At 43.7% G+C, this 25,597-nt stretch carries 18 protein-coding genes; 15 read left to right on the top strand and 3 right to left on the bottom strand.

The features are described 5' to 3' along the window. The first annotated feature begins 239 nt into the window (after positions 1-239). The 15 genes from Q4A14_RS02515 to Q4A14_RS02445 all read left to right on the top strand — a co-directional run bounded on the left by Q4A14_RS02515 (position 240) and on the right by Q4A14_RS02445 (position 19,336). Entirely contained in the window at positions 240-1,055 is an 816-nt protein-coding gene (locus Q4A14_RS02515; RefSeq protein ID WP_303169701.1) for a PstS family phosphate ABC transporter substrate-binding protein, read from the top strand. 44 nt (positions 1,056-1,099) lie between these two features. Further along, entirely contained in the window at positions 1,100-2,296 is a 1,197-nt protein-coding gene (pstC, locus tag Q4A14_RS02510; RefSeq protein WP_303169703.1) for a phosphate ABC transporter permease subunit PstC, read from the top strand. A gap of 15 nt (positions 2,297-2,311) precedes the next feature. Then, the gene (gene pstA / locus Q4A14_RS02505) at positions 2,312-3,166 is read left to right on the top strand and encodes a phosphate ABC transporter permease PstA (protein WP_303169700.1); all 855 of its coding nucleotides are present in this window, start codon (positions 2,312-2,314) and stop codon (positions 3,164-3,166) included. An 8-nt stretch (positions 3,167-3,174) separates the two neighbouring features. Then, positions 3,175-3,936 (top strand): phosphate ABC transporter ATP-binding protein PstB, encoded by a 762-nt coding sequence (gene pstB, locus Q4A14_RS02500; protein ID WP_303169702.1) that lies wholly within the window; start codon positions 3,175-3,177, stop codon positions 3,934-3,936. Positions 3,937-3,960: 24 nt separating this feature from the next. After that, complete coding sequence (gene phoU / locus Q4A14_RS02495; RefSeq protein ID WP_303169698.1) at positions 3,961-4,650, top strand: phosphate signaling complex protein PhoU; 690 nt, start codon at positions 3,961-3,963, stop codon at positions 4,648-4,650. Positions 4,651-4,931: 281 nt separating this feature from the next. Further along, the gene (locus Q4A14_RS02490) at positions 4,932-5,627 is read left to right on the top strand and encodes a response regulator transcription factor (protein WP_303169696.1); all 696 of its coding nucleotides are present in this window, start codon (positions 4,932-4,934) and stop codon (positions 5,625-5,627) included. Further along, positions 5,624-7,333 carry a cell wall metabolism sensor histidine kinase WalK gene (locus Q4A14_RS02485; protein ID WP_303169694.1) on the top strand — a complete coding sequence of 570 codons (1,710 nt, stop codon included), beginning with the start codon at positions 5,624-5,626 and terminating at the stop codon, positions 7,331-7,333. The genes Q4A14_RS02490 and Q4A14_RS02485 overlap by 4 nt, the downstream gene beginning before the upstream one ends. 103 nt (positions 7,334-7,436) lie before the next feature. Beyond that, on the top strand, positions 7,437-8,834 hold the full coding sequence (locus Q4A14_RS02480; protein ID WP_303169687.1) for a hypothetical protein: 1,398 nt from the start codon (positions 7,437-7,439) through the stop codon (positions 8,832-8,834). Between the two features lie 4 nt (positions 8,835-8,838). Then, the gene (locus tag Q4A14_RS02475) at positions 8,839-10,047 is read left to right on the top strand and encodes a DUF4105 domain-containing protein (RefSeq protein ID WP_303169685.1); all 1,209 of its coding nucleotides are present in this window, start codon (positions 8,839-8,841) and stop codon (positions 10,045-10,047) included. A gap of 34 nt (positions 10,048-10,081) precedes the next feature. Continuing rightward, positions 10,082-11,692: an alkaline phosphatase family protein gene (locus Q4A14_RS02470; RefSeq protein ID WP_303169684.1), complete on the top strand. Its 1,611-nt coding sequence runs from the start codon at positions 10,082-10,084 to the stop codon at positions 11,690-11,692. 69 nt (positions 11,693-11,761) lie between these two features. Next, entirely contained in the window at positions 11,762-15,100 is a 3,339-nt protein-coding gene (gene secA / locus Q4A14_RS02465) for a preprotein translocase subunit SecA (protein WP_303169682.1), read from the top strand. Between the two features lie 104 nt (positions 15,101-15,204). Further along, positions 15,205-16,083, top strand: coding sequence for a YicC/YloC family endoribonuclease (locus Q4A14_RS02460; protein WP_303169680.1), 879 nt, complete (start codon positions 15,205-15,207; stop codon positions 16,081-16,083). Positions 16,084-16,091: 8 nt separating this feature from the next. Continuing rightward, positions 16,092-16,661 carry a guanylate kinase gene (gene gmk, locus Q4A14_RS02455; RefSeq protein WP_303169679.1) on the top strand — a complete coding sequence of 190 codons (570 nt, stop codon included), beginning with the start codon at positions 16,092-16,094 and terminating at the stop codon, positions 16,659-16,661. Between the two features lie 12 nt (positions 16,662-16,673). Next, the gene (nadD, locus tag Q4A14_RS02450; RefSeq protein ID WP_303169678.1) at positions 16,674-17,279 is read left to right on the top strand and encodes a nicotinate (nicotinamide) nucleotide adenylyltransferase; all 606 of its coding nucleotides are present in this window, start codon (positions 16,674-16,676) and stop codon (positions 17,277-17,279) included. Between the two features lie 386 nt (positions 17,280-17,665). Next, on the top strand, positions 17,666-19,336 hold the full coding sequence (locus tag Q4A14_RS02445) for an alpha-amylase family glycosyl hydrolase (protein WP_303169677.1): 1,671 nt from the start codon (positions 17,666-17,668) through the stop codon (positions 19,334-19,336). Positions 19,337-19,428: 92 nt separating this feature from the next. On the opposite strand, the gene metK is transcribed toward Q4A14_RS02445, so the two are convergent. The 3 genes from metK to Q4A14_RS02430 all read right to left on the bottom strand — a co-directional run bounded on the left by metK (position 19,429) and on the right by Q4A14_RS02430 (position 25,570). After that, on the bottom strand, positions 19,429-20,715 hold the full coding sequence (gene metK, locus Q4A14_RS02440; RefSeq protein WP_303169675.1) for a methionine adenosyltransferase: 1,287 nt from the start codon (positions 20,713-20,715) through the stop codon (positions 19,429-19,431). A gap of 336 nt (positions 20,716-21,051) precedes the next feature. After that, entirely contained in the window at positions 21,052-23,139 is a 2,088-nt protein-coding gene (locus Q4A14_RS02435) for an RNA degradosome polyphosphate kinase (RefSeq protein ID WP_303169674.1), read from the bottom strand. Between the two features lie 292 nt (positions 23,140-23,431). Further along, the gene (locus tag Q4A14_RS02430) at positions 23,432-25,570 is read right to left on the bottom strand and encodes a peptidylprolyl isomerase (protein ID WP_303169672.1); all 2,139 of its coding nucleotides are present in this window, start codon (positions 25,568-25,570) and stop codon (positions 23,432-23,434) included. Positions 25,571-25,597: the final 27 nt, after the last annotated feature.

Raw genomic sequence — 25,597 nt, 5'->3', positions numbered from 1 at the left:
ATTCATCAAGGTAGGCACATTGATTTGGACAGTTCTATACCTCTTTCCTTTTCCTCTTGTAAAAAGTCAAGGACAAAGAGTTTTTTATCATGATCATGAGATCAATATGAGTTACCCAAAATGATCATTATACCTTAACCACATTGTAACAATATTGCACCCAGACCTTAACCTCAGCCCTATACCTTTGTGGTGTAAATAAAAGCCTCTCCGGAGGTAACTCCAAACAACACAAAGACATGAAAAAATTATTTTTAGCAACACTTTTACTCGCAAGCGTTTCACTTGGAGCAACAGCTCAAAAGATCAAAGGATCTGATACCGTTCTACCTCTATCTCAGAAGTTGGCAGAGGAGTACATGAAGAAACATAAGTCCGGCACAATCACGGTAACAGGAGGAGGTTCGGGTGTGGGAATATCTGCCCTACTCTCGGGAACAACAGAGATAGCACAGGCTTCACGTAAGATCAAATTTGACGAAAAACAAAAACTCCAAGAAAGTGGAAAACGCGCTAAGGAAGTTATTATCGCTTATGACGCCCTTGCTGTTGTCGTTCATCCGTCAAACAAGGTTGAAAAACTCACAAGAGAACAAATGCAAGAGATATTTACCGGAAAGGTCAAGAACTGGAAGGAAGTCGGGGGAGAAGATATGAAGATCATCCCATACTCAAGAGAGACATCTTCCGGGACATACGAATTTTTCAAAGAAAGTGTCCTCAAAAACAAAAACTATATGAACGGCATCATGAGTTTACCTGCAACGGGGGCTATAGTACAATCTATCAGTCAGACAAAGGGGGGGATAGGCTATATCGGCGTCGCTTACCTCAGCAAGGAAGTCAAAGCTCTACAAGTATCATACGACAAGGGCAAAACATTTACAGCACCATCCATCAAGAGCGCCAAGGATAAGAGCTATCCTATCGTACGTCCTCTTTATTACTATTACGAAGCCCAACAGGAAAACAAAGTCTCAGACTTCATCCGGTATACGCTTTCTCCTGAAGGACAAAAGATTGTCAGAGAGATAGGTTTCATCTCAATAAAATAAAAACCGGATATCATAGTCAAGATCAAAGATTGACAATGAAACGATTGAGACACATATCAGAAAGATCTATCGAAGGTTTGCTCACAGCCAGTGGTGCGATAACAAGTATAACGATTCTGTTGATCACCATATTCCTTTTCCGAGAAGGAGCAGGCCTCTTCTCATCTCCTTCTGTGGAAAGCGGTTACGGACTCTACGTCCACTCAAGCAACAGAATCAACACCCTTAGCCCTACGGAGATCAAGGAAATATTCGATGCAGAGATCACAGACTGGTCCACACTCGGAGTCCACGAGGGAGAGATAGAGGTATTCAGATTTGAAGAAATATTCAACTTGTATGATGAGGAAGAATTCGGAGAAGATTACCAACTACTACCCCGGAAACTGGAGGGAAAGATAGCAGAGAGTCCGGATATCATAGCCTTTTTACCTGACAAGTATGCCCCAAGAGGGAAAAGTGTCAGGAGACTATCCTCCGGAGATATATCATTGGAGCAGTTTTTTGCGGGCAAAGAATGGCTTCCGACATCCACACCATCCCCCTTGTTTGGGCTACTCCCACTTATCCTCGGTACGTTGTTGGTAAGTATAGTCGCCATAATTATTGCTCTGCCATTAGGGATTGGAGTAGCAGTTTACCTATCGGAATTGGCAAACAGGCGCACAAAACAGTTCATGAAACCCATGATCGAACTATTGGCAGGCATCCCTTCTGTAGTGTATGGGTTCTTCGGTCTCGTCGTGCTCGTACCTATCGTACAAAAGACGTTCAGTCTGGATGTAGGAGAGACGGCCCTTGCCGGTAGCTTGATACTTGCCATCATGGCATTGCCAACGATCATCACTGTAGCCGAGGATGCCATGAGCAATACCCCAAGAGCGATAAGAGAAGCAAGTCTGGCACTTGGTGCAAGTCAATGGCAGACTATATACAAAGTCATCATCCCTTACTCTGCCTCCGGTATATCTGCGTCTGTCATACTAGGTATCGGTAGAGCTATCGGAGAAACAATGGCAGTCCTTATGGTGACGGGTAATGCAGCGGTCATAACTTTTTCTCTATTCGACTCTGTACGTACAATACCGGCTACGATCGCCGCCGAGCTGGGGGAAGCTCCATCAGGAGGCGCCCACTATCAAGCCTTATTTATGCTGGGATGTATCCTCTTTGTCATCACAATGATTATGAGTATTGCAAGTGAAATCATCTCGAAAAAACAACCCAACAGGGGCATATAATTATCATCAATGACAATGAATAAAAAGGCCACTCAAAAAATAGCATTCTTTATCCTCAGAGTCCTTGGACTTTTAGTCATCGGTCTATTGGCATGGATACTCGGATTCATACTATACAACGGCGTGGGAGTGATAAGTTGGGAGTTCCTCATGACTGCCCCTGCCGAAGGGATGACATCCGGAGGGATATTCCCCGCAATCATAGGGACTCTGTGTCTTGTTGCCGGCAGTATGCTCTTTGCGTTTCCTCTCGGAGTCATGTCTGCCATATATACAACCGAATATGCGGGGAACAATGGGATAGTAAAGTTCATCAGAGTCATGACGAATAACTTGAGCAGCATACCTTCAATAGTATTCGGACTCTTCGGTATGGCGTTATTCGTAAACACATTAGGTTTTGGAGACTCTATAATCGCGGGATCCATGACACTTGGATTGCTTGTCTTGCCGGTCATCATACGTACAACAGAAGAAGCTCTCAAAGCAATACCTCAATCCTATCGTTCCGGAAGCCTTGCTCTAGGAGCGTCAAAGTTGCAAACTATCTACAAAGTAGTCTTACCCGCAGCCTTTCCAAACATTACAACAGGCCTCATCCTATCTATCGGACGGGTATCAGGGGAGACCGCACCCATACTTTTTACGGTTGCAGCATACTTCCTACCCAAACTACCGACTAGCATCTTTGATCAAGTAATGGCACTCCCCTACCACTTGTACGTCATCGCCACCAGTGGTACAGATATCGAAGCCTCACGTCCGATAGCTTATGGCACAGCATTGGTGCTTATCGTGATTGTCTTCTGTATGAACATGATAGCCACAATAATCAGAAGACAAGTCGGAAAAAAACTAAAAACGAATTAACTTGAAACATCTCTAAAACAGTTATGATAGAAGCAAAAGATGTCAACTTTTACTACGGACATTTCCACGCCTTAAAAGGCATAAATATGAAGATAGAGGCTAAGAGCGTAACGGCATTTATCGGGCCTTCAGGGTGTGGCAAATCGACCTTTCTCAGGCTGTTCAACCGCATGAATGACTTGATCCCCGACACCTCTCTCACAGGTCGCTGTACGGTCGATGGCATGGATATATACGACAAGTCTATGGCTGTCGATGACCTGAGAAAAAAAGTCGGAATGGTCTTTCAGAAGCCCAATCCTTTTCCCAAGTCGATATTTGACAATGTGGCTTATGGTCTCAGAGTGAATAGCATGGGAGACAAGCACTTTGTAGCTCAAAGAGTTGAGGAGTCTCTCAAAGCCGCAGCATTGTGGGATGAGGTGAAAGACAAACTAAAAAAATCAGCCTTTGAATTATCCGGAGGTCAGCAGCAGAGACTCTGTATTGCTCGAGCTTTGGCAGTATCTCCCTCTGTACTTCTTATGGATGAGCCGGCAAGTGCCTTGGATCCGATTTCGACCTCAAAAATTGAAGAGCTCATCCATCAACTCAAAGAGAACTACACCATAGTGATAGTGACACACAACATGCAGCAAGCTGCCCGTGTGAGTGATCACACCGGATTCTTCATGTTGGGTGAACTGATAGAGTTTAGCGAGACTAAAAAGATGTTCCTCAATCCCGAGAAAAAGGAAACACAAAACTATATTACAGGCCGTTTCGGATAATTGTCACCATACAACATTCACAATATGAAACACATAGAAAAAGAAATGGTACTGTTGAAAAACAGTGTCAACGACATGTGGAAGTTGGTCATCTCACAGTTGGAAAAAGCCAAGTACGCCTTCCTCCACAAAGACATAGGATGTGCATTAGAAATCGTTGCAAAAGAAAAACGAGTTGACGCATTCGAACTAAAGATTGACAGCGATGGTGAAAACTACATAGCTCTCTATAGCCCGGTGGCCATAGATTTGAGACTCGTCCTCTCTCTCATCAAGATCAGTAACACGCTCGAACGCATAGGAGACTTTGCTGTAAGCGTGGCGCGTCATGTCATCGAAGAGGACTGCAACAAAGTATCTGAAACCCTCATCGAGGATCTGCGTATAGAGGAGATGATCGAGACTTTGATAGGCATGTTATCCGATGCATTTGTATGTTTGGAAACCGAAAACACCACATTCGTCGGCAAGATCCTAAGCAAGGATGAAGAGGTCAATCAGATCTATCGCCAGGCACCCGAAATCCTGACTCGCCACATGTCCTCGCATCCCGAAGATATACGCTGCGGATTGAGTCTGTTATTGCTCATTCGTAAACTCGAACGTATAGGAGACCACTGTAGCAACATCATAGAGGAGATTGTCTTCTATGTTGATGCCAAGGTATTAAAGCACGGAGGTAAAGTAAAGATTGATGACAAAATCACACCATAAAAAACACATAACATCAAATAACCTCCCTCCTACCTCTTCTTTCTGTAAGTCAAACATCAAAGATTATCACAAGATAAAAAAACGATATCAGAAGGAGAAATAGAAAGGTTGAAATCAAGGAACGGAACTTTTGATCGAAAGTTCCGTTCCTTGACAAATCACTTTAGACAACTTTTTATCCGCCTATTGTCATATCATTTTCAATTTTTCCTAATTATTGTCACCGAGTTATTGCTTACATTTGTACATATTCACATCCGATTGTAATATCTATATCACTCATGAGCCACTCAATCCTTATTGTAGACGATGATCCCAATATCTCCGAAATTTTGGAGTTTAACCTCAAAAATGAGGGGTACGATGTCGTATGCAGCCCATCAGCCGAAGATGCGCTTACTGTGATACCCAAAGGATTTTCAGTCATACTCTTAGATGTCATGATGAGTGGAATGTCAGGGTACAAGCTGGTTGAGAGTCTACGAAAAGAGGGAGATCATACTCCCATCATATTCATCACTGCCAAAGACACTGAAAATGACTTACTCACTGCCTTTTCAGTCGGGGGAGATGATTATATATCAAAACCATTTTCTCTCAAGGAAGTAATCGCCCGTGTCAAAGCCATAATAAGGCGCAATAATATGGGGACAGAGAGGACAACAGCAAAGGCAAGCAACCTTGTGTTTGAGAATATGATCATAGACACAGAAGCAAAAGAAGTCACCATTAACAATCAAAAAGTAGCCCTCACCAAAACCGAGCTTGAGATACTCATACTCCTTGCCTCTCACCCCGATCGGATATTTTCTCGTGAGGATATTATAGATAGGGTATGGACAGACTCAGTCTATGTAACCGAGCGTACGGTCGATGTCCACATCACAAGATTACGCAAAAAACTTGGAGACTATGCGGGTGCCATCACCAATAAGACGGGATATGGATATAGATTTAATACAGAAATGCTACTATGAGGCTTAAATACAAAGGGCGTCTATTCCTATACTTCTCCTTACTATTCGCGCTGTTCACCGCAAGTATCATCATCTTTGAACGTTCTCAAGAGCGCAGATTCAGGAGTATTGCCTTGGAAGAAAAGTTGGATGCCTACACCGTATTTATACACAACTTGATCGATCAGGCAGAGACTCCAGAGGCTCAGCTCTCCACTCTGATAAAAAGTCTTCATCAAGACATAAGAGTCACGTTGATAGACAAAGCCGGAAAGGTCATATATGACAACTACATCAGCGACATCTCTATGCTAGGCAATCACTTTGACCGGCCGGAGATACATGCTGCAAGATCTCAAAAAAGTGGTACTCATATCCGACTATCCTCATCCAATGAGATTCAATATGTGTATTATGCCAAGGACTATGGTAGCATTTTTGTCCGTGTGGCTCTTCCATATGATGCAGGGCTACGCAAAGACTTGAAGTCCGATAATACTTTTCTATACGTTATATTGGCACTTTTCCTCGTGTCTCTGATCTTTATGACCCTGCTTGCTGACCGTTTTGCAAAATCCATCAGACAACTTCATGACTTTGCCACAGCAACAGAGAGAGACGAGCATCCGGACATCACTTTTCCGGACGACGAACTGGGTGAAATCGGAAATCGTATCACACACAACTACAACCAGCTCAAAGAAAAACAGATCGAAATAGCTAATGAACGTGAAAAACTTCTCCAGCACGTACAGAGCTCAGAAGAGGGGATTTGTTTCTATGATAGGGATAGAGAAGTAGAGTTTTACAACAGTCTGTTTCTCCAGTATCTCAATATACTCATACAAGAGCCCACAAGCAGTCCCTCTGACCTGTTTAGAGATCCAGTCTTTGCTGAAGTAAAAAAGTACCTTGAAGCCCCTTCAGACAGTTATTTTGAGACGAGAATCGAAAAACACGGCAAAACGTTTTCACTCCATGTCAACCTATTTGAGTCCGGAGGTTGTGAGGTCATCCTAAACGATGTTACGCTACACGAAAAGACTCGCAGACTCAAAGAGGAGATGACAGGCAATATTGCGCACGAACTGCGTACTCCTGTGACGAGTATCAGGGGTTATCTCGAGACTATTCTTGAGCACAATCTTGATCCTGAAAAAGCCAAACACTTTGTAGCCCAGGCTCACAAACAAACAATGACTCTGTCAGAAATCATAAGAGACATGAGCCTCATCACCAAAATGACCAATGCTCCTCAATCATTCGCATTAGAGGCTGTAGATATAGCAGATGTACTCGACACCATCAAAGAAGAGTCTCAGAAACAGCTGGCTGAACGAAATATAAATCTGTCATGGGATGTTCCCCCAAACACCATCATACAAGGCAACCCAAGTCTGATATACTCAATATTTCGCAACCTGACAGACAATGCCATAAGATATGCGGGAGAGGGAATTGCCATACGTGTCTCAAAGTACAATCAAGATTCAGACTTCTATTATTTCTCATTTTCTGATACGGGAATAGGAATACCTGACGAGAGTCACTTCAACAGACTATTTGAACGATTTTATCGGATCAATGAAGGACGCACTCGAGACTCCGGTGGATCAGGTCTTGGTCTTTCTATAGTCAAAAACGCAGTACTTCTGCACAAAGGAGACATCACCGTACGTAACAGAAACGGTGGAGGATTGGAGTTTTTGTTCAGACTCCACAGATAACACTTCCGAGATTGCGATTGTCCGAACCTAAGGCCAAAGGAATATCTTGTAGGATTATCTTATCTTTGTATTTGTTTAAGTTTATAAAGTACAAGTAAGACCTATGGCTATCGAACAGAGATTCGACCTTCCATCTTCTTTTTTGGAAGCTTTTGAGTCTTCCTTTGGCAAGGAAGAGACAGAGGCATTATGCCACTCAATGGAAGAGCCATCCCCCACCAGCATCCGCATAAATCCAAAGAAAATAAGTCTCAGTCCACAGTCCGCAAAGAGAGTGCCATGGAGTGATCTGGGATACTACATAGACTCACGTCCGACATTTGGAGTAGATCCCCTTTGGCACGCAGGGGCATACTATGTACAAGAGGCTTCAAGTATGTTTGTGTCATGCTACTTGACCAATCTTGATTTCTCCCCCAAGGTAGCACTTGATCTATGTGCCGCACCCGGAGGGAAAAGTACTCTGATGCGAAGCCTGCTTCCTCAATCTTGTGTCTTGATCACCAACGAACCGGACAAGGGAAGAGCAACGATACTTCACGAAAATATCACAAGGTATGGTGGAGATGAAATCATCATCACGAATGCCTACCCTCATCAACTACGAGCTTCGGGATTGAAGTGTGACCTGATCCTGGTTGATGCTCCTTGTTCAGGCGAGGGAATGTTCAGAAAAGACCCCAACAGTCGCAATGAATGGTCATTAGGAAGCGTTGCATCATGCAGTGCAAAACAAAAGGATATCATCGATGAAGCTTGGCAAATGCTGCAACCCGGAGGCATCTTGATATACAGTACCTGTACCTATAATCGCGAGGAAAATGAGGCTCAACTGTCCTATATCTTGGATAATTTTGACGTCGACAAAATACTCTCGCCCAACATACAAGATACTGAAAGTTTGGGGATACAGAGGGGAAGTATAGACGGGGTCTACAGATTTTTCCCTCATCATGCAAAGGGAGAAGGCTTGGCAATATTTGCGGTACAAAAATCAGGAGAAAAGACAGAAGCTCCGGACATTAAGCAGACGAAGAAAGGGGCAAAAGATGTATCCCTGCCTCCAGTATTGAAAGAAAACATACAGTCCCTTGATCGTATCCTCATAGAAGGAGATCAATACTCTTACCTCTCACCTCGAGCAAAAGAGATTGTAGAATATCTAAACAAAAGCAAAGTAAAAATTCTCTCCAAAGGTATCATATTGGGCAATATCAAAGGGAAGGATTTCATCCCTCATCATTCATGGGCGATGAGTACTCAAATCTTTGACAAAGCCCCCTACCCCAAGGTCGAGGTAGATGAGGAAACAGCAATGACTTATCTAAAAAGAGAGGCCATCAATCCGGATCCCTACAAGGGATTTCAAAGTGTCATTTACAAGGGAGTACCGCTGGGATGGGTCAAAAACATTGGCAACAGAGTCAATAATCTCTATCCTAAAGAATTAGTCATCCGAAACAGAAATGCTGAAGTGACGGATATTCCTAAACTATTTTAAGACAATGAAGAAGTATTTGCACATACTATATCTACTATCTGTGATGTGGGGCATGGGCCTCACATCAATAGAAAAAGCAATCGCACAAAATGACACTATCCCTCAAAGATACAGAGTCAGCCTCGTGACGTGTGGCCCATCTGATCTCGCACCCTTCTTGCTCTATGGGCATTCGGCTATTAGGGTGAAAGACCTCAGCAAGGGAACGGACTTGGTATTTAACTATGGCTTATTCTCGTTCGACCAACCGAGTTTCTTGATGAATTTTGCGCTTGGGAAACCCATCTATGCTCTTGGCATAGAACCGATGGAAACATTTTTAACAAACTATGTCTATGAGGGAAGGAGCGTCTCGGAGCAGGTACTGAACCTGAAGTACAATGAATCAGAGGCCTTGTTGAACTTTCTTCTCTGGAATGCACAGCCCGAACAAAGGAATTATATATACAACTTCTATTTTGACAACTGTTCGACCAAAGCACGAGATCTCATAGAAAAATATTGTGGTGGTTTTTCAGTAAAGGGGCTGGAAAATTTTCCAACATTCAGAAATGCCATCCGCAGCTATACAGCAACGGATCGTTGGTATACCCTCCTGTGTGACCTACCCCTTGGTATGCAAACTGACAAGCAGATGAGTCTATCTGATGCAGCCTTTTTACCATTGATGCTCGAAAAAGAGCTGGATGCAGCCGTGAGAAAAGACAATAATGAACCTTTGGTCATTGAGAAAATTTTGATAGCTGCAGAAACACGACCAATAGGAACAAGAAAAGATTTCCCGATAAGCCCATCAACAGTTGTCATTGGGATCCTGCTCGTCTATGCCGTCCTTGTACTGCTCAAATCAAAAGCTCCATACGCATTGCAAGTATATAGAAGCATTATGTTCTTAGTAATAGGAGTATGCGGTATACTTCTCTGGTTTTTAGGACTTATCTCCCATCACCCTCACACCTTTCCCAACCTAAATATGTTGCTATTTACCCCTCTCTATATATTGCTTGCAATAACCCTGTGGTTTTCAAAATGTAAGAGAATAAATAATTGGCTCTATTTTATTAACTTTGTGGGGATATTCTCTTGCGCAATAGGGGTGGTATCAGGACTCCAAAACCTGCCTGAGGGTATCACACTTTTATTTGGTCTCATACTCATTGATCATGCAATATTTTCAGGTGCGTTGGACTATATAAAGAGCAAACGCAAATAAGTTCTGGCATAATATTTGCATAAGGTAAAGTATAATGAATAAACTGATAGTACCCATAATCGCTCTGCTGACAATGTGTCAGACACAAGTGGAGGCAAACATACCTCGTCTTGTGGTGCTACTATCGGTGGAAGAATTGAGATCAGACATCCTTGATGAGATTTATCCCCTACTGCCTGAAGGAGGACTGAAAAAACTCATAGATGAGGGCCAAGTATACAGCAATGTCAAGAACCCTATATTGTCAGCAGACCCGACAGCTTCGCATGCCATGCTGCATACAGGCACAACGGCCTTTGCCAACGGCATAGCAACTCGGAGACCTAACATACTCTCAGTTAATGGGAAAGTATCATCATACAACTCTGTCTTTCATGACGAGCAATATATAGGATATGCGACCTCAACAAGATTGTCACCTAAACGTTTGTCGGCACCTACTATTGCGGACAAACTGTGGCAAGCAACAGGAGGAGATGCTCTCATATACAGTTTGGCACCAAATGCAGAAGAAGCAATCATTGGTGGAGGGCAGCATGCTGACGGAGTCTTCTGGATCGATGATTATAACGGCAAGTGGGTCTCATCAACCTACTACAAAGAGGGATACCCATCCTATATGTATAAGTTGAACGAGGGGTCCGAAAGTTTACTTAATAGGCTGAAAAACTCCGTATGGCTGCCATCCGTAAGCGGCCTGTCTGATCGACAAGGACTATCACCCTACATAAGTAAAACTGTAGTTACTCAAGGATTTAAACATAACTTTGACTCAAACGGCGAAGGGATTGCAAAATTCAAGAAGTCGGCTCTTGTCAATGAAGAAGTAATGAAAGCCGTGGATATCATCTTTACCAATACAGAAATTGGCAAGGATGATGTACCGGATTTCTTGGCATTAAATCTCTTTGCAGGGAACCATGCCGAAGCCACACGAGACATCACCCCAGAGTTATTTGATACCTACTATAGGCTGGATCGAGCCATTGCTTCATTGCTTGGCAAAATAGATGGACGCACGGGAAGCTCTCAGACTCTTATTGCTCTTGTAGGCAATGGACAATCAAGAGAATTTCATAGCAGAGATGAAATAATAGGCTACTTCCACAATGACAGATGCAAAGCCTTGATGAATGTTTTCATTATGGCGCAATATGGTCAAGGCAACTGGGTTGAAGAAGTAACAAACGATGGGCAGATATTCCTCAACAGGAAGTTGATAGAAAGTCAAAAATTGAACTTGCAAGATGTCCAAAGTAAGACTGCCGACTTCTTGCGAGATTTCAGTGGGATACAATATGCCATCACGGACCATGAGCTGAGAGAAAGAGCAGTGCTGGACAGTCAGGACAATTCCCTTTTTCAAAGCTGTCTCAATCGAGCTACAATCAAGGAACGTGGAGATGTACTATTTGAACTTCTCCCAAGCTGGGCCTTCATCCGAGCTGAAAATCTCACAGACTCGGGACTATATAGATATGGAACGGCCCCTACAACTTTTATCCTGAGATCAGCAGATCTTAGGTCTCAAAAGATTGCAGCACCACTTGATATAAGGGATATTTCTGCTACAATATGCTATGTTCTCAGGATACGTCCGCCTACGCAGGGACGCTCCATAGGAATGGGAGTATTTCAAAATTAGGTTGGATATGACAGTACTCCATGCATTTGTACAACAATAGGATAATAATATATAAGATATATACAGTTAATGGGAATAAATAACCTACTTACCAAAATCTTCGGTAACAAATCACAGCGAGACTTGAAGGAAATAACTCCCTTCGTCGACCAAATTAAAGAAGCATACAAGGAGATTGTATCCCTTTCGGATGATGAACTCAGAGCTCGTACCCGTCAGTTCAGAGAAGATATACAAACATGTGTACAATCTGAGAGAGACGAAATAGCAAGTCTAAAAGTTGGCATAGAAGATCTTGAACTTCAAGAGAGAGAAAATGTCTGGGCCAAGATTGACAAACTTGAAGAGACGATAATGGACAAGATGGAGAAGAAGTTGGATGAGATAATGCCACAAGTATTCGCCATCGTTAAAGATACAGCAAGACGTTTTGCTGAAAACCCGGAAATTCGAGTAAATGCAACGCAATTTGATAGAGACTTATCGGTAAAACATGATTTCGTCTCCATCGATGGTGACCAAGCCGTATACTACAATCATTGGATTGCCGGCGGAAACGAAGTCACATGGGATATGATTCACTATGACGTTCAGCTCTTTGGTGGCGTCGTACTTCATAAAGGAAAGATTGCTGAGATGGCAACAGGTGAAGGTAAAACGCTTGTAGCTACCCTACCTGTATTCCTTAACGCCCTCACAGGGAATGGTGTCCATGTCGTTACCGTGAATGACTACCTCTCTAAGCGTGACTCAGAATGGATGGGGCCGTTGTATATGTTTCATGGTCTTTCGGTGGACTGTATCGACAAATATGAGCCAAACTCTGAAGAGCGCAGACGTGCCTACAACTGCGACATAACTTTTGGAACAAACAACGAGTTTGGCTTCGACTACCTTCGTGACAATATGGCGAGATCTCCAAAAGATCTCGTACAGCGCAAGCATAACTATGCTATTGTGGATGAGGTAGACTCTGTACTTGTGGATGACGCTCGTACACCACTTATCATATCCGGCCCGATAGAGACTTCCGGAGATCAGATGTTTGAGGAGTTCAGAGGCAATGTCGAGGTTGTAGTCAATGCTCAGAAGACCCTTGCTACACGCCTACTATCTGAGGCAAGACAAAAAATCAAGAGTGAAGACAAAAAAGTCCAGGAGGAAGGCTATCTTCTTCTCTTCCGCAGCTATAAAGGTTTGCCCAAGAACAAAGCTTTAATTAAGTTTTTGAGCGAAGAGGGTATCAAAACAGGCCTTTTAAAAACAGAAGAGTTCTACATGCAGGACAACATGCGTAACATGCATATTGCCACAGATGAACTCTATTTTGTCATCGATGAGAAGAATAATTCTATCGAACTAACGGACAAGGGCATTGACCTTCTCACCGGCAAGACCGATGATCCTCAATTCTTCGTACTTCCGGATATTACAAGCCAGATGTCTGAGCTTGAAAATATGGAAATGAGCGAAGAAGAAAAGACTGCCAAGAAGGATGAGTTATTGTCTAACTACTCTATCAAGAGTGAACGTGTACACACCATCCACCAGCTCCTAAAGGCTTATACTCTCTTTGAAAGAGATGACCAGTATGTCGTCATGGACAATAAAGTTATGATTGTTGACGAACAGACCGGTCGTATCATGGATGGACGTCGCTACTCAGATGGACTTCACCAAGCAATCGAAGCTAAGGAGCATGTGACTGTGGAATCGGCTTCACAGACCAAAGCAACGATTACGCTCCAAAACTACTTCCGCATGTATCACAAACTTGCAGGTATGACAGGTACTGCAGAGACTGAAGCAAAGGAGTTTTGGGACATCTACAAGCTGGATGTGGTAGTCATCCCAACCAATCGCCCTATTGCCCGTAAAGACGAAAACGACCGTATATACAAGACCAACAGGGCAAAGTATTCTGCTGTCATTGATGAGATAGTTTCACTGGTGGATAAGGGAAGACCGGTACTTGTAGGTACAACATCCGTCGAAATTTCTGAACTTCTCAGCCGCATGCTTACTATGCGCAAGATAGAGCACAATGTTCTTAATGCGAAACTCCATCAAAAAGAAGCTGAGATCGTCGCTCTCGCAGGTCGCAAGGGTACCGTAACCATCGCAACCAATATGGCAGGTCGTGGTACCGACATCAAGCTCACACCGGAAGTTAAAGAAGCCGGGGGGCTTGCAATCATAGGTACAGAGCGCCACGAATCACGACGTGTCGATAGGCAGTTGAGGGGACGTGCAGGTCGTCAGGGAGACCCGGGATCTTCGGTATTCTTTGTTTCACTCGAAGATCGACTCATGCGTCTGTTCGGATCTGAGCGTATTTCAAGCATGCTCGACAAGTTGGGCTTCAAGGAAGAAGATATGCTTGAAGGTCGACAGCTCAGTAAATCCGTTGAAAATGCACAAAAGAAGGTTGAAGAAAACAACTTTGGTATACGTAAGCACCTCTTGGAGTATGATGATGTAAAGAACGCACAGCGTAAAGTCATATATACACGACGCAATCACGCACTCAAGGGTGAACGCATAGGCCTTGACGTCCTCAACACTATTTCTCAATGTGCGGAAACTATAGCTCAAGAGTATGCTCAGGGTGACTATTCAGCATTCAAGATGGAGCTGTTCACTGTCTTTGCAATGGAGCTCCCAATCACGGAGAGCGAGTTCAAGCATCTCAATGCAGAAGCCTTGGCAGACAAGATTATCGATACAGCTACTGAGACTTTGAAACGTCGTATGGGACGCATCACGACAATTGCGGACCCTGTGCTTCAGAACATGTATGAGCAGCAAGGCAATGTCATCGAGACTGTATATGTGCCGGTAACTGACGGTAAGTTGATGTACAACGTCCCTTGTAACCTCAAGGAAGCCGTAGAAAGCCACTCCAAGAGTGTTGCCCGTGCATTCCAAAAGACAATCCTACTATACACGATTGATGAAGCATGGGAAGAGCACCTCAGAGACATGGATGAGTTGCAAAATGCTGTACGTAACGTTTCGTACGAAAACAAAGACCCATTGGTCATCTTTAAGGTTGAGTCCTTCGAACTCTTCCGTACGATGGTTGAGCGAATGAATAAGAAGGCAACTTCCATCATCATGAGAGGTCAGATCCCTATCGCTCCACAAGAGAGCCAAGAGAAGAGAGAACTCGATGTAAGAGAGGCTCATGATGACCCAAGACTGAATAATCGCAGAAGATACCAAGAGCGCAAGGACGAATACCAAGAGGCACAAGAGGCAAGACACCAAGCAGGACTTGCAGCAAGTCAAGCAGGAAAAGCCGAAAAACAGCAGCCATATGTTGCAGGAGAGCGAATAGGTCGCAACGATCCTTGTCCTTGTGGAAGCGGAAAGAAGTTCAAGAGTTGCCATGGTAAAAACCTTTGATAAATAAAAACTAAGACAATAAGGGCATCCTTCCTTCTGAGGCAACTTCAATTGCCCGAATGGAGGATGCCCTTTCTGCTTTATAATTCTACAAAAAGATTCCTATGATACTATCCATGACAGGCTTTGGCAAAGCCGTAGTCGAAGCCGAAAACAAAAGAGTAACGATAGAGATACGCTCCGTCAACGGTAAGCAATCCGATATCTCCATGAAAGTTCAGGCCTCCCTCCGCTCCTTGGAAATGGAAATGAGGAAAAGGGTCAACCAAGCTCTGCTCAGAGGCAAGATAGATGTATTCATCACACTCGAAGATCTATCCAATCTCCCCAAGACACAAGTCGATGCACAGCTAATGAATCAGTACTGGAAAGAGCTACAAAGGATATCCTCGGAGACGGGTATACCGATGCCCCAAGATCCCATGCGTACCCTCCTCTCTATGCCCAACATCTATATCTCCAATAATAACAATGGTGAAGAGGAAACCTACGAAAGCATCACTATGGAGGCGTTGGAAAAAGCTATTGCAGCACATATAAGCTTCAGGACTCAGGAAGGAGAAGCCTTAGCAAAAGGGTTTCAAAATAACATAGAGAAGATACGTGGTCTGCTTGCTGAAGTAGAGCCCTACGAGAAAGAACGCATCGACAATGTACGTGCGAAGCTCGAAGAGGGTCTACAGAAGTATATAGAGACAGACTATGATAAAAACAGACTCGAGCAAGAGCTGATCTACTATATCGAGAAGCTAGATATAAACGAGGAAAAGAGCCGTTTGTCCAATCATCTCAACTACTTCATCAAAACAATGGAAAGTGACGAAGAAGGAGTCGGACGTAAGCTCGGATTCATTGCCCAAGAGATAGGCCGAGAGATAAATACCCTCGGATCAAAATCTAACCACTCGGAGCTTCAAAAGATTGTAGTCAAGATGAAAGACGAGCTTGAACAAATCAAAGAACAAGTCCTAAACGTACTATAAGGAAGCCTATGAACACCGGAAAGATCATCATATTCTCAGCACCCTCAGGTACAGGCAAATCGACAATAATTAATCACCTGATATCTCAAGGATTACCCCTCAATTTTTCAGTATCGGCAACCTCCAGATCTCCAAGAGGAGCAGAGGTAGATGGGAGAGAGTACTATTTTATTTCAGAAGATGAGTTCAGGCGCCGTATTGATCAAGGAGGCTTCTTGGAGTACGAAGAAGTCTATGCGGGATGCTTCTATGGCACACTAAAAAGTGAAGTCGATAGCAAAATTCAAAGGGGCGAACACGTCATCCTTGATATAGATGTAATCGGAGCACTCAATGTCAAGCGTATCTATGGCGAGCAAGCCATGACGATATTTATCATGCCCCCAAATCTCGATGCATTGAGGGAACGGCTCACCAATAGAGGGACAGATACTCCTGAAGTGATAGAGAAACGTCTTGCCAAAGCAGAGTTTGAGATTTCGTATGCATCTCAGTTTGACAAGACTGTGATCAACGATGATCTCTCCAAGGCATGCGATGAGGCTTATACACTCATCAGCGACTTTATAAATCACTAAGTTCACCTCAATATGGCAAAGCACATAGTACTCTTTTCGGGTTCCTTCAATCCCATGCACATAGGGCACTTATGCCTCGCCAACTATGTAGTGGAGATGCTGCCGGACGTGGGTGAACTATGGTTGATCGTGACTCCAACCAATCCCTTCAAGGCGCAATCCGAACTATTGGACGAAGAGTTCAGAGTTCGATGGGCAACCTATCAGGTAAGCAGACATCCTAAGCTGAAGGTTTCTACTGTAGAACTATCTCTCCCCAAGCCCAACTACACTTATCGTACCATCAGCCATCTGAAAGAAACATATCCGGATCACAAGTTCACACTACTGGTCGGGTTGGATAGCCTCCTCACGATGCCGAAGTGGTACGAGGGAAGTAGATTGATGACCGAGACAGATATCATAGTCTACCCTCGCCCCGGGTACGATGCACCTCCGGCCTCTACCATCCCAAACAATGTCACGATAGTAGATGCTCCGGTATTTGACATATCAGCAACCGAGCTTCGTCATCTGTTGCTCCAAGGGCACGCTCTACCCTACTTTCTAAACATCGACACATCTCATCATCTCTATACCGAACTTCTTGATCAACTCAGAAGAAACAGCATCAAATAAAGCCTTTTTGCTCTCTCCAGAGAGGTACTGACTGAAAGGAAAAAACATCCGGCGCCATAAGAAGAAGAAAACTTTAGACAGAAGAGTTTGATACTTCTCGTATCGAACTCTTCTGTTTTTTATGGAACCATTCATCCAATCCAAACAAATTCCCCGAAGAGCCCATCTTGGAAAGATATACGACCCTCAAAAACAACGTGCCTACCTTGACGAATCAACGTGCCTACCTTGATGTCTTAAGTTAGACGACTTTTTTAGTTCCTCCAAGTTATCTTTCGAAGATTTATGGCTACACGACAATCTTAAAACAGAGCTATTCAGAGAAACTTTGGTATTTTTGCCCTAAACAGATGTTAACCATGTAAATAAGAAAAAGGAGGTAATTCATGAACAAGAGTAAAATATCTATATATCAAGTCCTGCCACGCCTATTTGGCAATAAGACAGGGGAATGTGTTCCGAACGGCAACATCAAAACAAATGGTGTAGGAAAGTTCAGTTCGTTCTCATCCAAAGCTCTGAAATCGATCAAAAATCTGGGGATCACTCACATATGGTATACCGGAGTTTTGGAGCATGCCACCAAGACAGCCTTTAGAGATATTCCTGCAGATCCGTCAAGCATAGTCAAAGGAGAAGCCGGCTCGCCATACGCCATCAAGGACTACTATGACGTCTCACCCACCCTGGCCTCAAAAGTTTCTCAACGCATGCAGGAGTTCGAAGCTCTTATTGCTCGCACCCATGACACAGGCCTGGGAGTCATCATAGACTTTGTCCCCAACCATGTAGCACGGACCTATCATTCGGATTCAGCTCCCGGTGACACAAAAGATTTTGGATGTAAAGATGACAGAGGAGTAGTTTTTTCACCTCAAAATGATTTCTACTACATCCCGGATCAGACGTTGGTGCTCAAGGACGATAAACACGAATATATAGAGAGGCCTGCAAGAGCAACCGGAAATGATTGTTTCTCAGCAACACCCACGACACATGACTGGTACGAGACAGTCAAACTCAACTATGGTGTCGATTATGTGCATGGCAGACATTGTCATTTCGAGCCAAGACCTCCCATGTGGGCAAAGATGTTGGATATCCTTAGATATTGGGCACAGAAGGGTGTCGATGGATTTCGATGCGATATGGCAGAGATGGTACCTCTGGCATTTTGGACATGGTGTATAGGGGAGCTACGCAAAGAATATCCACATATATTATTCATAGCAGAGGTATATCGCCCTCATGAGTACGCATCATATGTACAAGCAGGTTTTGACTACTTGTATGATAAAGACGGGCTGTACGACACACTCACCCAAGTACTCCGAGGACACAGGCCTGCATCGGATATCACCCGCATCCATTTTGAACAAGAGCATGTCAAAGGACACATGTTGCGCTTTATGGAAAATCATGATGAGGTACGTTTGGGCTCCGACTTTATGATCGGGGACGGAGAAAAAGCTTTCCCTGCGATGGTAGTGTCAGCCCTTATTGGGGCTACGGACGGGATAATGACTTACTTCGGGCAAGAGCTTGGAGAGAGAGGGATGGATACCGAAGGTTTTTCAGGTTTGGATGGGCGCACCTCCATCTTTGACTACTGGAGTGTAGGTAGCGTAAGACGTTGGATCGGGAAACGAAGTATGTTCTCTGACAAAGAACTCACCGATAAAGAAAAAAGGTTGCGCACAAAGTACAGCAAACTCCTCAATGGGATGTTAGAATACGAAGCACTAAACAAAGGAGGATTTTTTGACCTCATGTATGCTAATCATAAGCCGGATATCGACCATTCACGAGACTACTTCTTCCTACGCAGTGACGGTAAAGAAACATTCCTTGTCGTGGTGAACTTTGCAGAATATCCGCGCAAGTACGAGATCACAATCCCTATGCATGCCTTTGAGATCTTGGGGATGGAGGACAATAGACCTGTCATCCTTGAGGACATACTGAGTGACAGCCGAGGGGCAGCTATGCTTTCATCACATGAACCTATTGAGGTGGATGTCCCTGCACATGGGGCTGTCGTCTACCGTCTCGTGTAAAAAACGGCTCGATCAAGTAGTATTGACAATACAAAAAAGGCTCAACCGTACGCATGACGGTTGAGCCTTTCTTGTATTGTTACGTGGGTATTTTATAGCCCAAAGGCTGCCTTGATCTTATCAACATAGTCAAGGCGCTCCCAAGTATAGAGCTCTACTTCCGTTGTGATCGGCTCAGTGTATCTTGACTTGAATGTCTTTGTCACCTTGCGAGGATCGCGTCCCATATGACCATAAGATGCGGTCTCGCGATAAATAGGACGTCTTAACTGGAGACGTTGCTCGATAGCAAATGGTCGGAGGTCAAAGATTTCACTGATCTTCTGTGCGATTTCACCGTCAGAAAGAGCGACATTGGCGCGTCCGTGGGTATTGACAAATACGCTGACGGGGTGAGCTACTCCGATAGCATAAGCAAGCTGTACAAGTACTTCATCAGCCACTCCTGCAGCTACGAGGTTCTTCGCGATGTGACGAGCCGCATATGCTGCCGAGCGGTCCACTTTGCTGGGATCCTTACCGCTGAATGCCCCTCCACCATGTGATGCAGCACCACCATAGGTATCGACAATGATCTTACGACCTGTGAGACCCGTATCTCCATGAGGTCCGCCGATGACAAACTTTCCTGTCGGATTGACGTGTAGGATAAAGTTTTCATCCATCATCTTACCAATAGTCTCAGGATACTTTTTCATGACTCGTGGCAGGAGGATGTTTCTCACATCATCTTCGATCTTTGCCTGCATCATGCGGTCAGCCTCATCTTGAGTCCTACCCTTATCAACAAGGATAAACTCATCATGCTGAGTACTGATGACAATGGTATGTATCCTGCGTGGAGTGCGGTCATCATTGTACTCAACTGTCACCTGGCTCTTGGCATCAGGACGAAGATATGGCATAAGGTGCAATTCGTTTTTACGAATATCTGCCAGTTCGTAGAGAAGAATATGAGACAACTCTATCGGTAGTGGCATGAGGCTCTTGGTCTCACTCGTTGCGTAACCAAACATCATACCTTGGTCTCCTGCCCCCTGTTCTGAAGCCTCTGCTCTGACGACCCCTCTGTTGATATCCGAACTTTGTTCATGAATGGCTGAAAAGATGCCACATGACTCTGCATCAAATCTATACTCGCTCTTAGTGTAACCGATCCCCGCGATCACGTCTCTGACGACCTCTTGAATATCGACATAAGCAGTCGAATTGACTTCCCCTGCTACGACAACCTGTCCCGTAGTGACAAGTGTCTCACAAGCGACTTTAGACTGAGGATCAAGAGCCAAAAAATGATCGAGAATGGCATCGGAGATCTGATCGGCAACCTTATCAGGATGTCCCTCAGACACAGACTCGGACGTAAATAGGTAACTCATAGTCTATCTATTTTTTAGTAGTTATTGTTATGTGATATGTGGGGTATAAAAAGAAAAAGCCCGATATCCTTCGTGGATACCGTGCCGCAAATGATAAAAGCAGTAAAGAGTCAGAAACTCATCTCCCATCCGGAGATACGCTTGAGTATGAATCTTTTTAGCATTTTTTATCGCGTGGTTGCAAGCATACAAATCTATCCACGTTTTCATCCGATTGGAAGGCTTTATCTCTCCTACCTTGCTGCAAAGGTACGATTTTTTTACTATTAAGCATCAATTTTGGGCCTGATTTTATCTCAATAATGATGAGTAAGTCAGATCGACGCTCAGCCCTACTCATTCCCCAAGTTGCTGATTTTTCAAATAATACTTGTAAAGTTCGCTCTGAGAGTGAACAATATCCTTGGCTTTGGCCTTCCTCCTCGGCATATTACCATGAGTATTAACCCAGTGCCCTTGGAGGTTATCGGCAAGACCTTTTTCAACAATCATCCGCAATTCAGCCTTGAGATCTTCATCATAAACAGGAGCTGCAACCTCAATGCGTCTGTCAAGGTTACGTTCCATCCAGTCTGCAGAGCCGATAAAGTAAAGCGGCTTATCATTATTACAAAAGATAAATATCCGAGAATGCTCCAAATACCTGTCTATAATACCATTGACTGTGATATTATCACTACAACCCTCAACCCCGGGAACTATCGAACAATTGCCTCGAACAAGCAACTCAATCTTGACTCCGGCCTCAGAGGCTTTGTAGAGCAATTTGATGATGCGAGGATCGGTGATATGGTTTACTTTAACCTTTATATAAGCATTCAAGCCCTTTCTTCGGTTTTTTATCTCCCTATGGATGAGGTTTGCAAATCGATTACGCATGTCATTGGGAGCAACCAAAAGGTTCTTAAACGAGACATGCAGATAAGGTTGCTCGATAAACGTAAATACCTTATTGATTTCTTGTACAATACGTTTATCATGAGTAAAAAGCATATAGTCGGTATACACCTTTGCTGTCCCCTCATGCATATTACCGGTACTCACACAAGCAATATCCCCATTTTTGGTGGATATATATACCAACTTACTATGTATCTTGAGTTTCTCAGGACCAAAGACCACTTTGATGCCATTGGCCATCATCTCTCGGCTCCACAAGATATTACTTGCTTCGTCAAATCTTGCCAATAGCTCAACAACTGCTGTGACTTTCTTTCCATTTCGAGCAGCTGCGATAAGTGCATTGACGACATTGGATTCGCGGGCAACACGGTAAAGCGTGACCTTTATCTCCTTGACATCATCACTAATGGCAGCCTCTCTAAGGACTCGGATAAATCTGTCAAAACTCTGGTAAGGGAAGTGCAACCCCCTGTCTTTGACAAGTATCTTGTCTATAATACTCTGAGATATGTCGTCACTGTGTTCACCTATGGGTTGTTGCACCGGGTAGAGCAGGTCTGCCCTATCGCAGGATGGAAAATCCATCAGATCCTTGGTATTGTGATAGCGTCCTCCCGGGATTTTAGCATCCTTACGATCCAACTGAGCCTTCTTGAATAGTTTGTCACGCATGCTCTTAGGCATCTCCTTATCAAAGACAACTCTCAACAAGTCCCCTTTACTTCGTTTACTCAGCCCTTTGGAGATACGCTGCAAGACTCCATCATTATCTTGCTCATCTATCTTCATCTGAGAGTCTTTTGTAAACTTAAAGGTGTAGGCTCTGAAGCTATTGTATTTCTTACCAACGAAAATATACTTGAGATTGTGACGAATAACATCATCCAAAAACATGATGTATACTTTCCCATCACTTGTATCGGATAAGCGGATGAACCGTCCAAACTTCTCTACAGGCTGACGGATAATAGCGATATCCTCTTGGAGCACATTCCCGGAACTATCTATCTCTTTAAGCTCAACAGCAAGATAAATAGACTCATCCAAAACATCGGTTATGGACTTGATCTTTCTGAGGAAAATGGGGTTTGTAGAAGCATTGAGTTCGGTCATGTAGAAATTATGCACCTCATCCTCGAGCTTTCCCGGCAAGAGTTCGGTCTCACGGATCATCATTATCCCCTCGCTTTTCAGAGCAGATATAAGACTCGAAAATGTATCCTCAAACATCTTATTCAACTCCGCATTGATCTTATATATATGACGAAGACGTTCGATAGTCTCCTGTCTGACCGAAGGTGTTACTCCTGACTCATAGCCATCAATAGTTCTTCTCAAAAGGGCTATCCGGACTCTAAAAAACTCATCCAGATTGTTTGAATAAATCCCAAGAAAGTTGAGTCTTTCAAGCAAAGGGATATCCGCTCTCTGAGCCTCAAATAATATACGCCTATTGAAATAGAGCCAGCTGATGTCTCTATCCACAAAATGCGGTCTACACTCTCTCAGGTCTGTTTTCATAGAACTATTATTTGAGGAACTAAGATAAGGAAAATACAAATGCCAAAGGCAATAAGAGAGATGAAATTTAAGTGCCTCCCCCAAGGATAGACTGCCGGCAATCGATATCACGAGACTTCATATAAGACAAATAAATAACGCGGAGTCATGTCTGTAGTCCCAAATGGATATGATTTTCAGATCATCAAAACCATGTCTGGTCATCTAATACATAAGAAACGAGTGAGCCAAATCCATGATTTGACTCACTCGCTAAGATATCATTTATAGGAATAAGATTCCCAAAGGGGTATCAATAGAAACGTACTCTCGTATCTTCAATATCAGACTTGAGGATAAGAGCTTGAAGCAGTCTCATGCGAACAGCAGCCTGACGAGAGCTCTCGATCATACCACGAGCAGCGTCTGCTTCCACAGCATCTTCATTTGCACGAGACATCACATTGACAAGATATACTCCGTTGTTACCCTTCACAGGAACAAGCTTGTTGAGTGGAGCATATGCTGCCGCAGCATTAAGTGCAGGCTCAAAGCCGATACCTTCGATACGGTTTGTGTCAAACTTGACAAACTTAACAGAGTCTACAGGGACATCTATTGCTTGTGAATAAGCTTCAAGTGATGGATAGTCTGCAGCTACGACAGAGTTGTACATAGCATCGACCTTAGCCTTGTTGAGGATAATAGGCTCGATCTGAGACTTTGCATCTTCAAAAGGAAGGTATCCACGTGGAGTAGCCTTCTTGACAACTGCAATGACATACTTATCACCACACTCCTTAACTTCAGAAACAGCACCAACCTTATTATCAAGAGCCCAACGAACAAGCGAACGGCTATTGCCGATTGAAGTTGCGACGTTAGGTTGCATACCATAAATAGGAAGATCCTTCAACGTTTGGAAACCTGCAGAAATAGCCGCAGTGTCGATGGCAGCAGCGTTATTATTCTTTGCAAGGAATGAGTTCATCTCATTGTAAAGCTCGTTGATAGTCCTTGAGCTTGGAGTCGCTTTCTTGGTCACATAAGCCACATTGTACTTCTTGACAGGAGCAGTAGCCTTTTCCACAAGAAGGATGTGAGTACCGTACTGCGAAGTAAACTTCACAGGAGCACCAACAGAAGCGGAGAAAATCGCTTCTCTGAACTCAGGACTGAGGAAACGAACGGAAGAGAACTCTGTAAACCAGCCAAGCTCGCCACCATTTGCACCGCTTCTGCTATCAAGTGAGTGATTGATCGCTGCGCTACTGAATGCATCAAGACCACCCTTAGCGACATTAAACAAACTGTCGACCGAAGCATCATTTGCAGGCAATAGGATATGACGTACAAGGAGTGAGTCCGGAGCAACCTTTGTACCGAGGAGCTTCGCCACACTGTATGTATTATCTGTATAAGTAAGATCCGTCACATGTCCGGGCTCTGCAGAAGATATCTCATCAGCAAGCGTTGAGTTGAAGAACGCATTGCGGAAGAAATTAAGTGGAAGGTAAGCATCAAAAGACTGTTCGTCAGAAAACTCAGAGATGACATCGTTTGGATTTACACCATCGATAAGTTCTCTACGTGCAGTTTCGATATCTTGGCGTGTCGCATCTATATCTGACTGAGAAGGCAGGATAGACTTATAAACCACGTCGATTGTACGAGATTCATCTGTCTTGAAAGCTTCCTTGTGCATATCGTAAAATGCCTTTACAGCACTTTGGTCAACAACAGCCAAACTGTCAGGAGCAGTCCTTGATGGTCTTGCAACAAACGCAAGATCTGCACTTGTCAGAGAGCTTGTCACTTGATCTTCAATCTCGAGTTTGTTAGCCACCATAGCCTTAGAGATGAGATTGGTGTACTTTTCATTCAAGCGGAAGTCATGGACATTATTTTCCATAGCAATCCAGATGTTACGAAGTTCAAGTAGTTGATCTCTCTGTTCAGCAGGATAGCTGTTGATCTGCTTTGCATCAATACTCTTCAAGAAGTTTAGTAGAGCAACCTTGTCAAACACTCCGGTCTGTGGATCCATGAACAAAGGAGAGTTCATGATCACAGGAGAGATAAAATCACCTTGCACAAGGTCAAAAACCTCTGCAGGACTGACAGAAATACCAAGATCTGCGGTCTTAGCATCAAGGATACGCTCAGACACGATAGAAGTATAAACTTGGTTACGGAGCTGATTCATCTCGACATCAGAGAGGTTATTTTTACCGGTCTGCATGCGATACAAATCTTGTGCCTGATTTACACGAGCTTCGTATTCATTGATCTTGATCACTTCGCCATCCACAACGATAGCATTCATCTGTGAGTCTCTAAACAAGGTAGTACCTTGTCTTAGGAAGTCTCCCATGAGGAAGGCCAAAAGAGCCAACCCTATGATAATAACAAGGAGACCCGCACGGTTTCTAATTTTTTCTAAAGTTGCCATTATATAATGTTTTTGATTTATTCAGCA

Source organism: Porphyromonas sp., from assembly GCF_030529325.1.
Classification (GTDB): Bacteria; Bacteroidota; Bacteroidia; order Bacteroidales; family Porphyromonadaceae; genus Porphyromonas_A.
Note: the sequence above shows the minus strand (reverse complement) of the source record. Positions and strands in the feature narration are given on the sequence as shown.

Coding starts and splice junctions, on each gene's coding strand:
- Q4A14_RS02515 (WP_303169701.1), top strand. CDS start 240: ATGAAAAAATTATTTTTAGCAACACTTTTACTCGCAAGCGTTTCACTT.
- pstA (WP_303169700.1), top strand. CDS start 2,312: ATGAATAAAAAGGCCACTCAAAAAATAGCATTCTTTATCCTCAGAGTC.
- phoU (WP_303169698.1), top strand. CDS start 3,961: ATGAAACACATAGAAAAAGAAATGGTACTGTTGAAAAACAGTGTCAAC.
- Q4A14_RS02490 (WP_303169696.1), top strand. CDS start 4,932: ATGAGCCACTCAATCCTTATTGTAGACGATGATCCCAATATCTCCGAA.
- Q4A14_RS02485 (WP_303169694.1), top strand. CDS start 5,624: ATGAGGCTTAAATACAAAGGGCGTCTATTCCTATACTTCTCCTTACTA.
- Q4A14_RS02480 (WP_303169687.1), top strand. CDS start 7,437: ATGGCTATCGAACAGAGATTCGACCTTCCATCTTCTTTTTTGGAAGCT.
- Q4A14_RS02475 (WP_303169685.1), top strand. CDS start 8,839: ATGAAGAAGTATTTGCACATACTATATCTACTATCTGTGATGTGGGGC.
- Q4A14_RS02470 (WP_303169684.1), top strand. CDS start 10,082: ATGAATAAACTGATAGTACCCATAATCGCTCTGCTGACAATGTGTCAG.
- secA (WP_303169682.1), top strand. CDS start 11,762: ATGGGAATAAATAACCTACTTACCAAAATCTTCGGTAACAAATCACAG.
- Q4A14_RS02460 (WP_303169680.1), top strand. CDS start 15,205: ATGATACTATCCATGACAGGCTTTGGCAAAGCCGTAGTCGAAGCCGAA.
- gmk (WP_303169679.1), top strand. CDS start 16,092: ATGAACACCGGAAAGATCATCATATTCTCAGCACCCTCAGGTACAGGC.
- nadD (WP_303169678.1), top strand. CDS start 16,674: ATGGCAAAGCACATAGTACTCTTTTCGGGTTCCTTCAATCCCATGCAC.
- Q4A14_RS02445 (WP_303169677.1), top strand. CDS start 17,666: ATGAACAAGAGTAAAATATCTATATATCAAGTCCTGCCACGCCTATTT.
- metK (WP_303169675.1), bottom strand. CDS start 20,715: ATGAGTTACCTATTTACGTCCGAGTCTGTGTCTGAGGGACATCCTGAT.
- Q4A14_RS02435 (WP_303169674.1), bottom strand. CDS start 23,139: ATGAAAACAGACCTGAGAGAGTGTAGACCGCATTTTGTGGATAGAGAC.
- Q4A14_RS02430 (WP_303169672.1), bottom strand. CDS start 25,570: ATGGCAACTTTAGAAAAAATTAGAAACCGTGCGGGTCTCCTTGTTATT.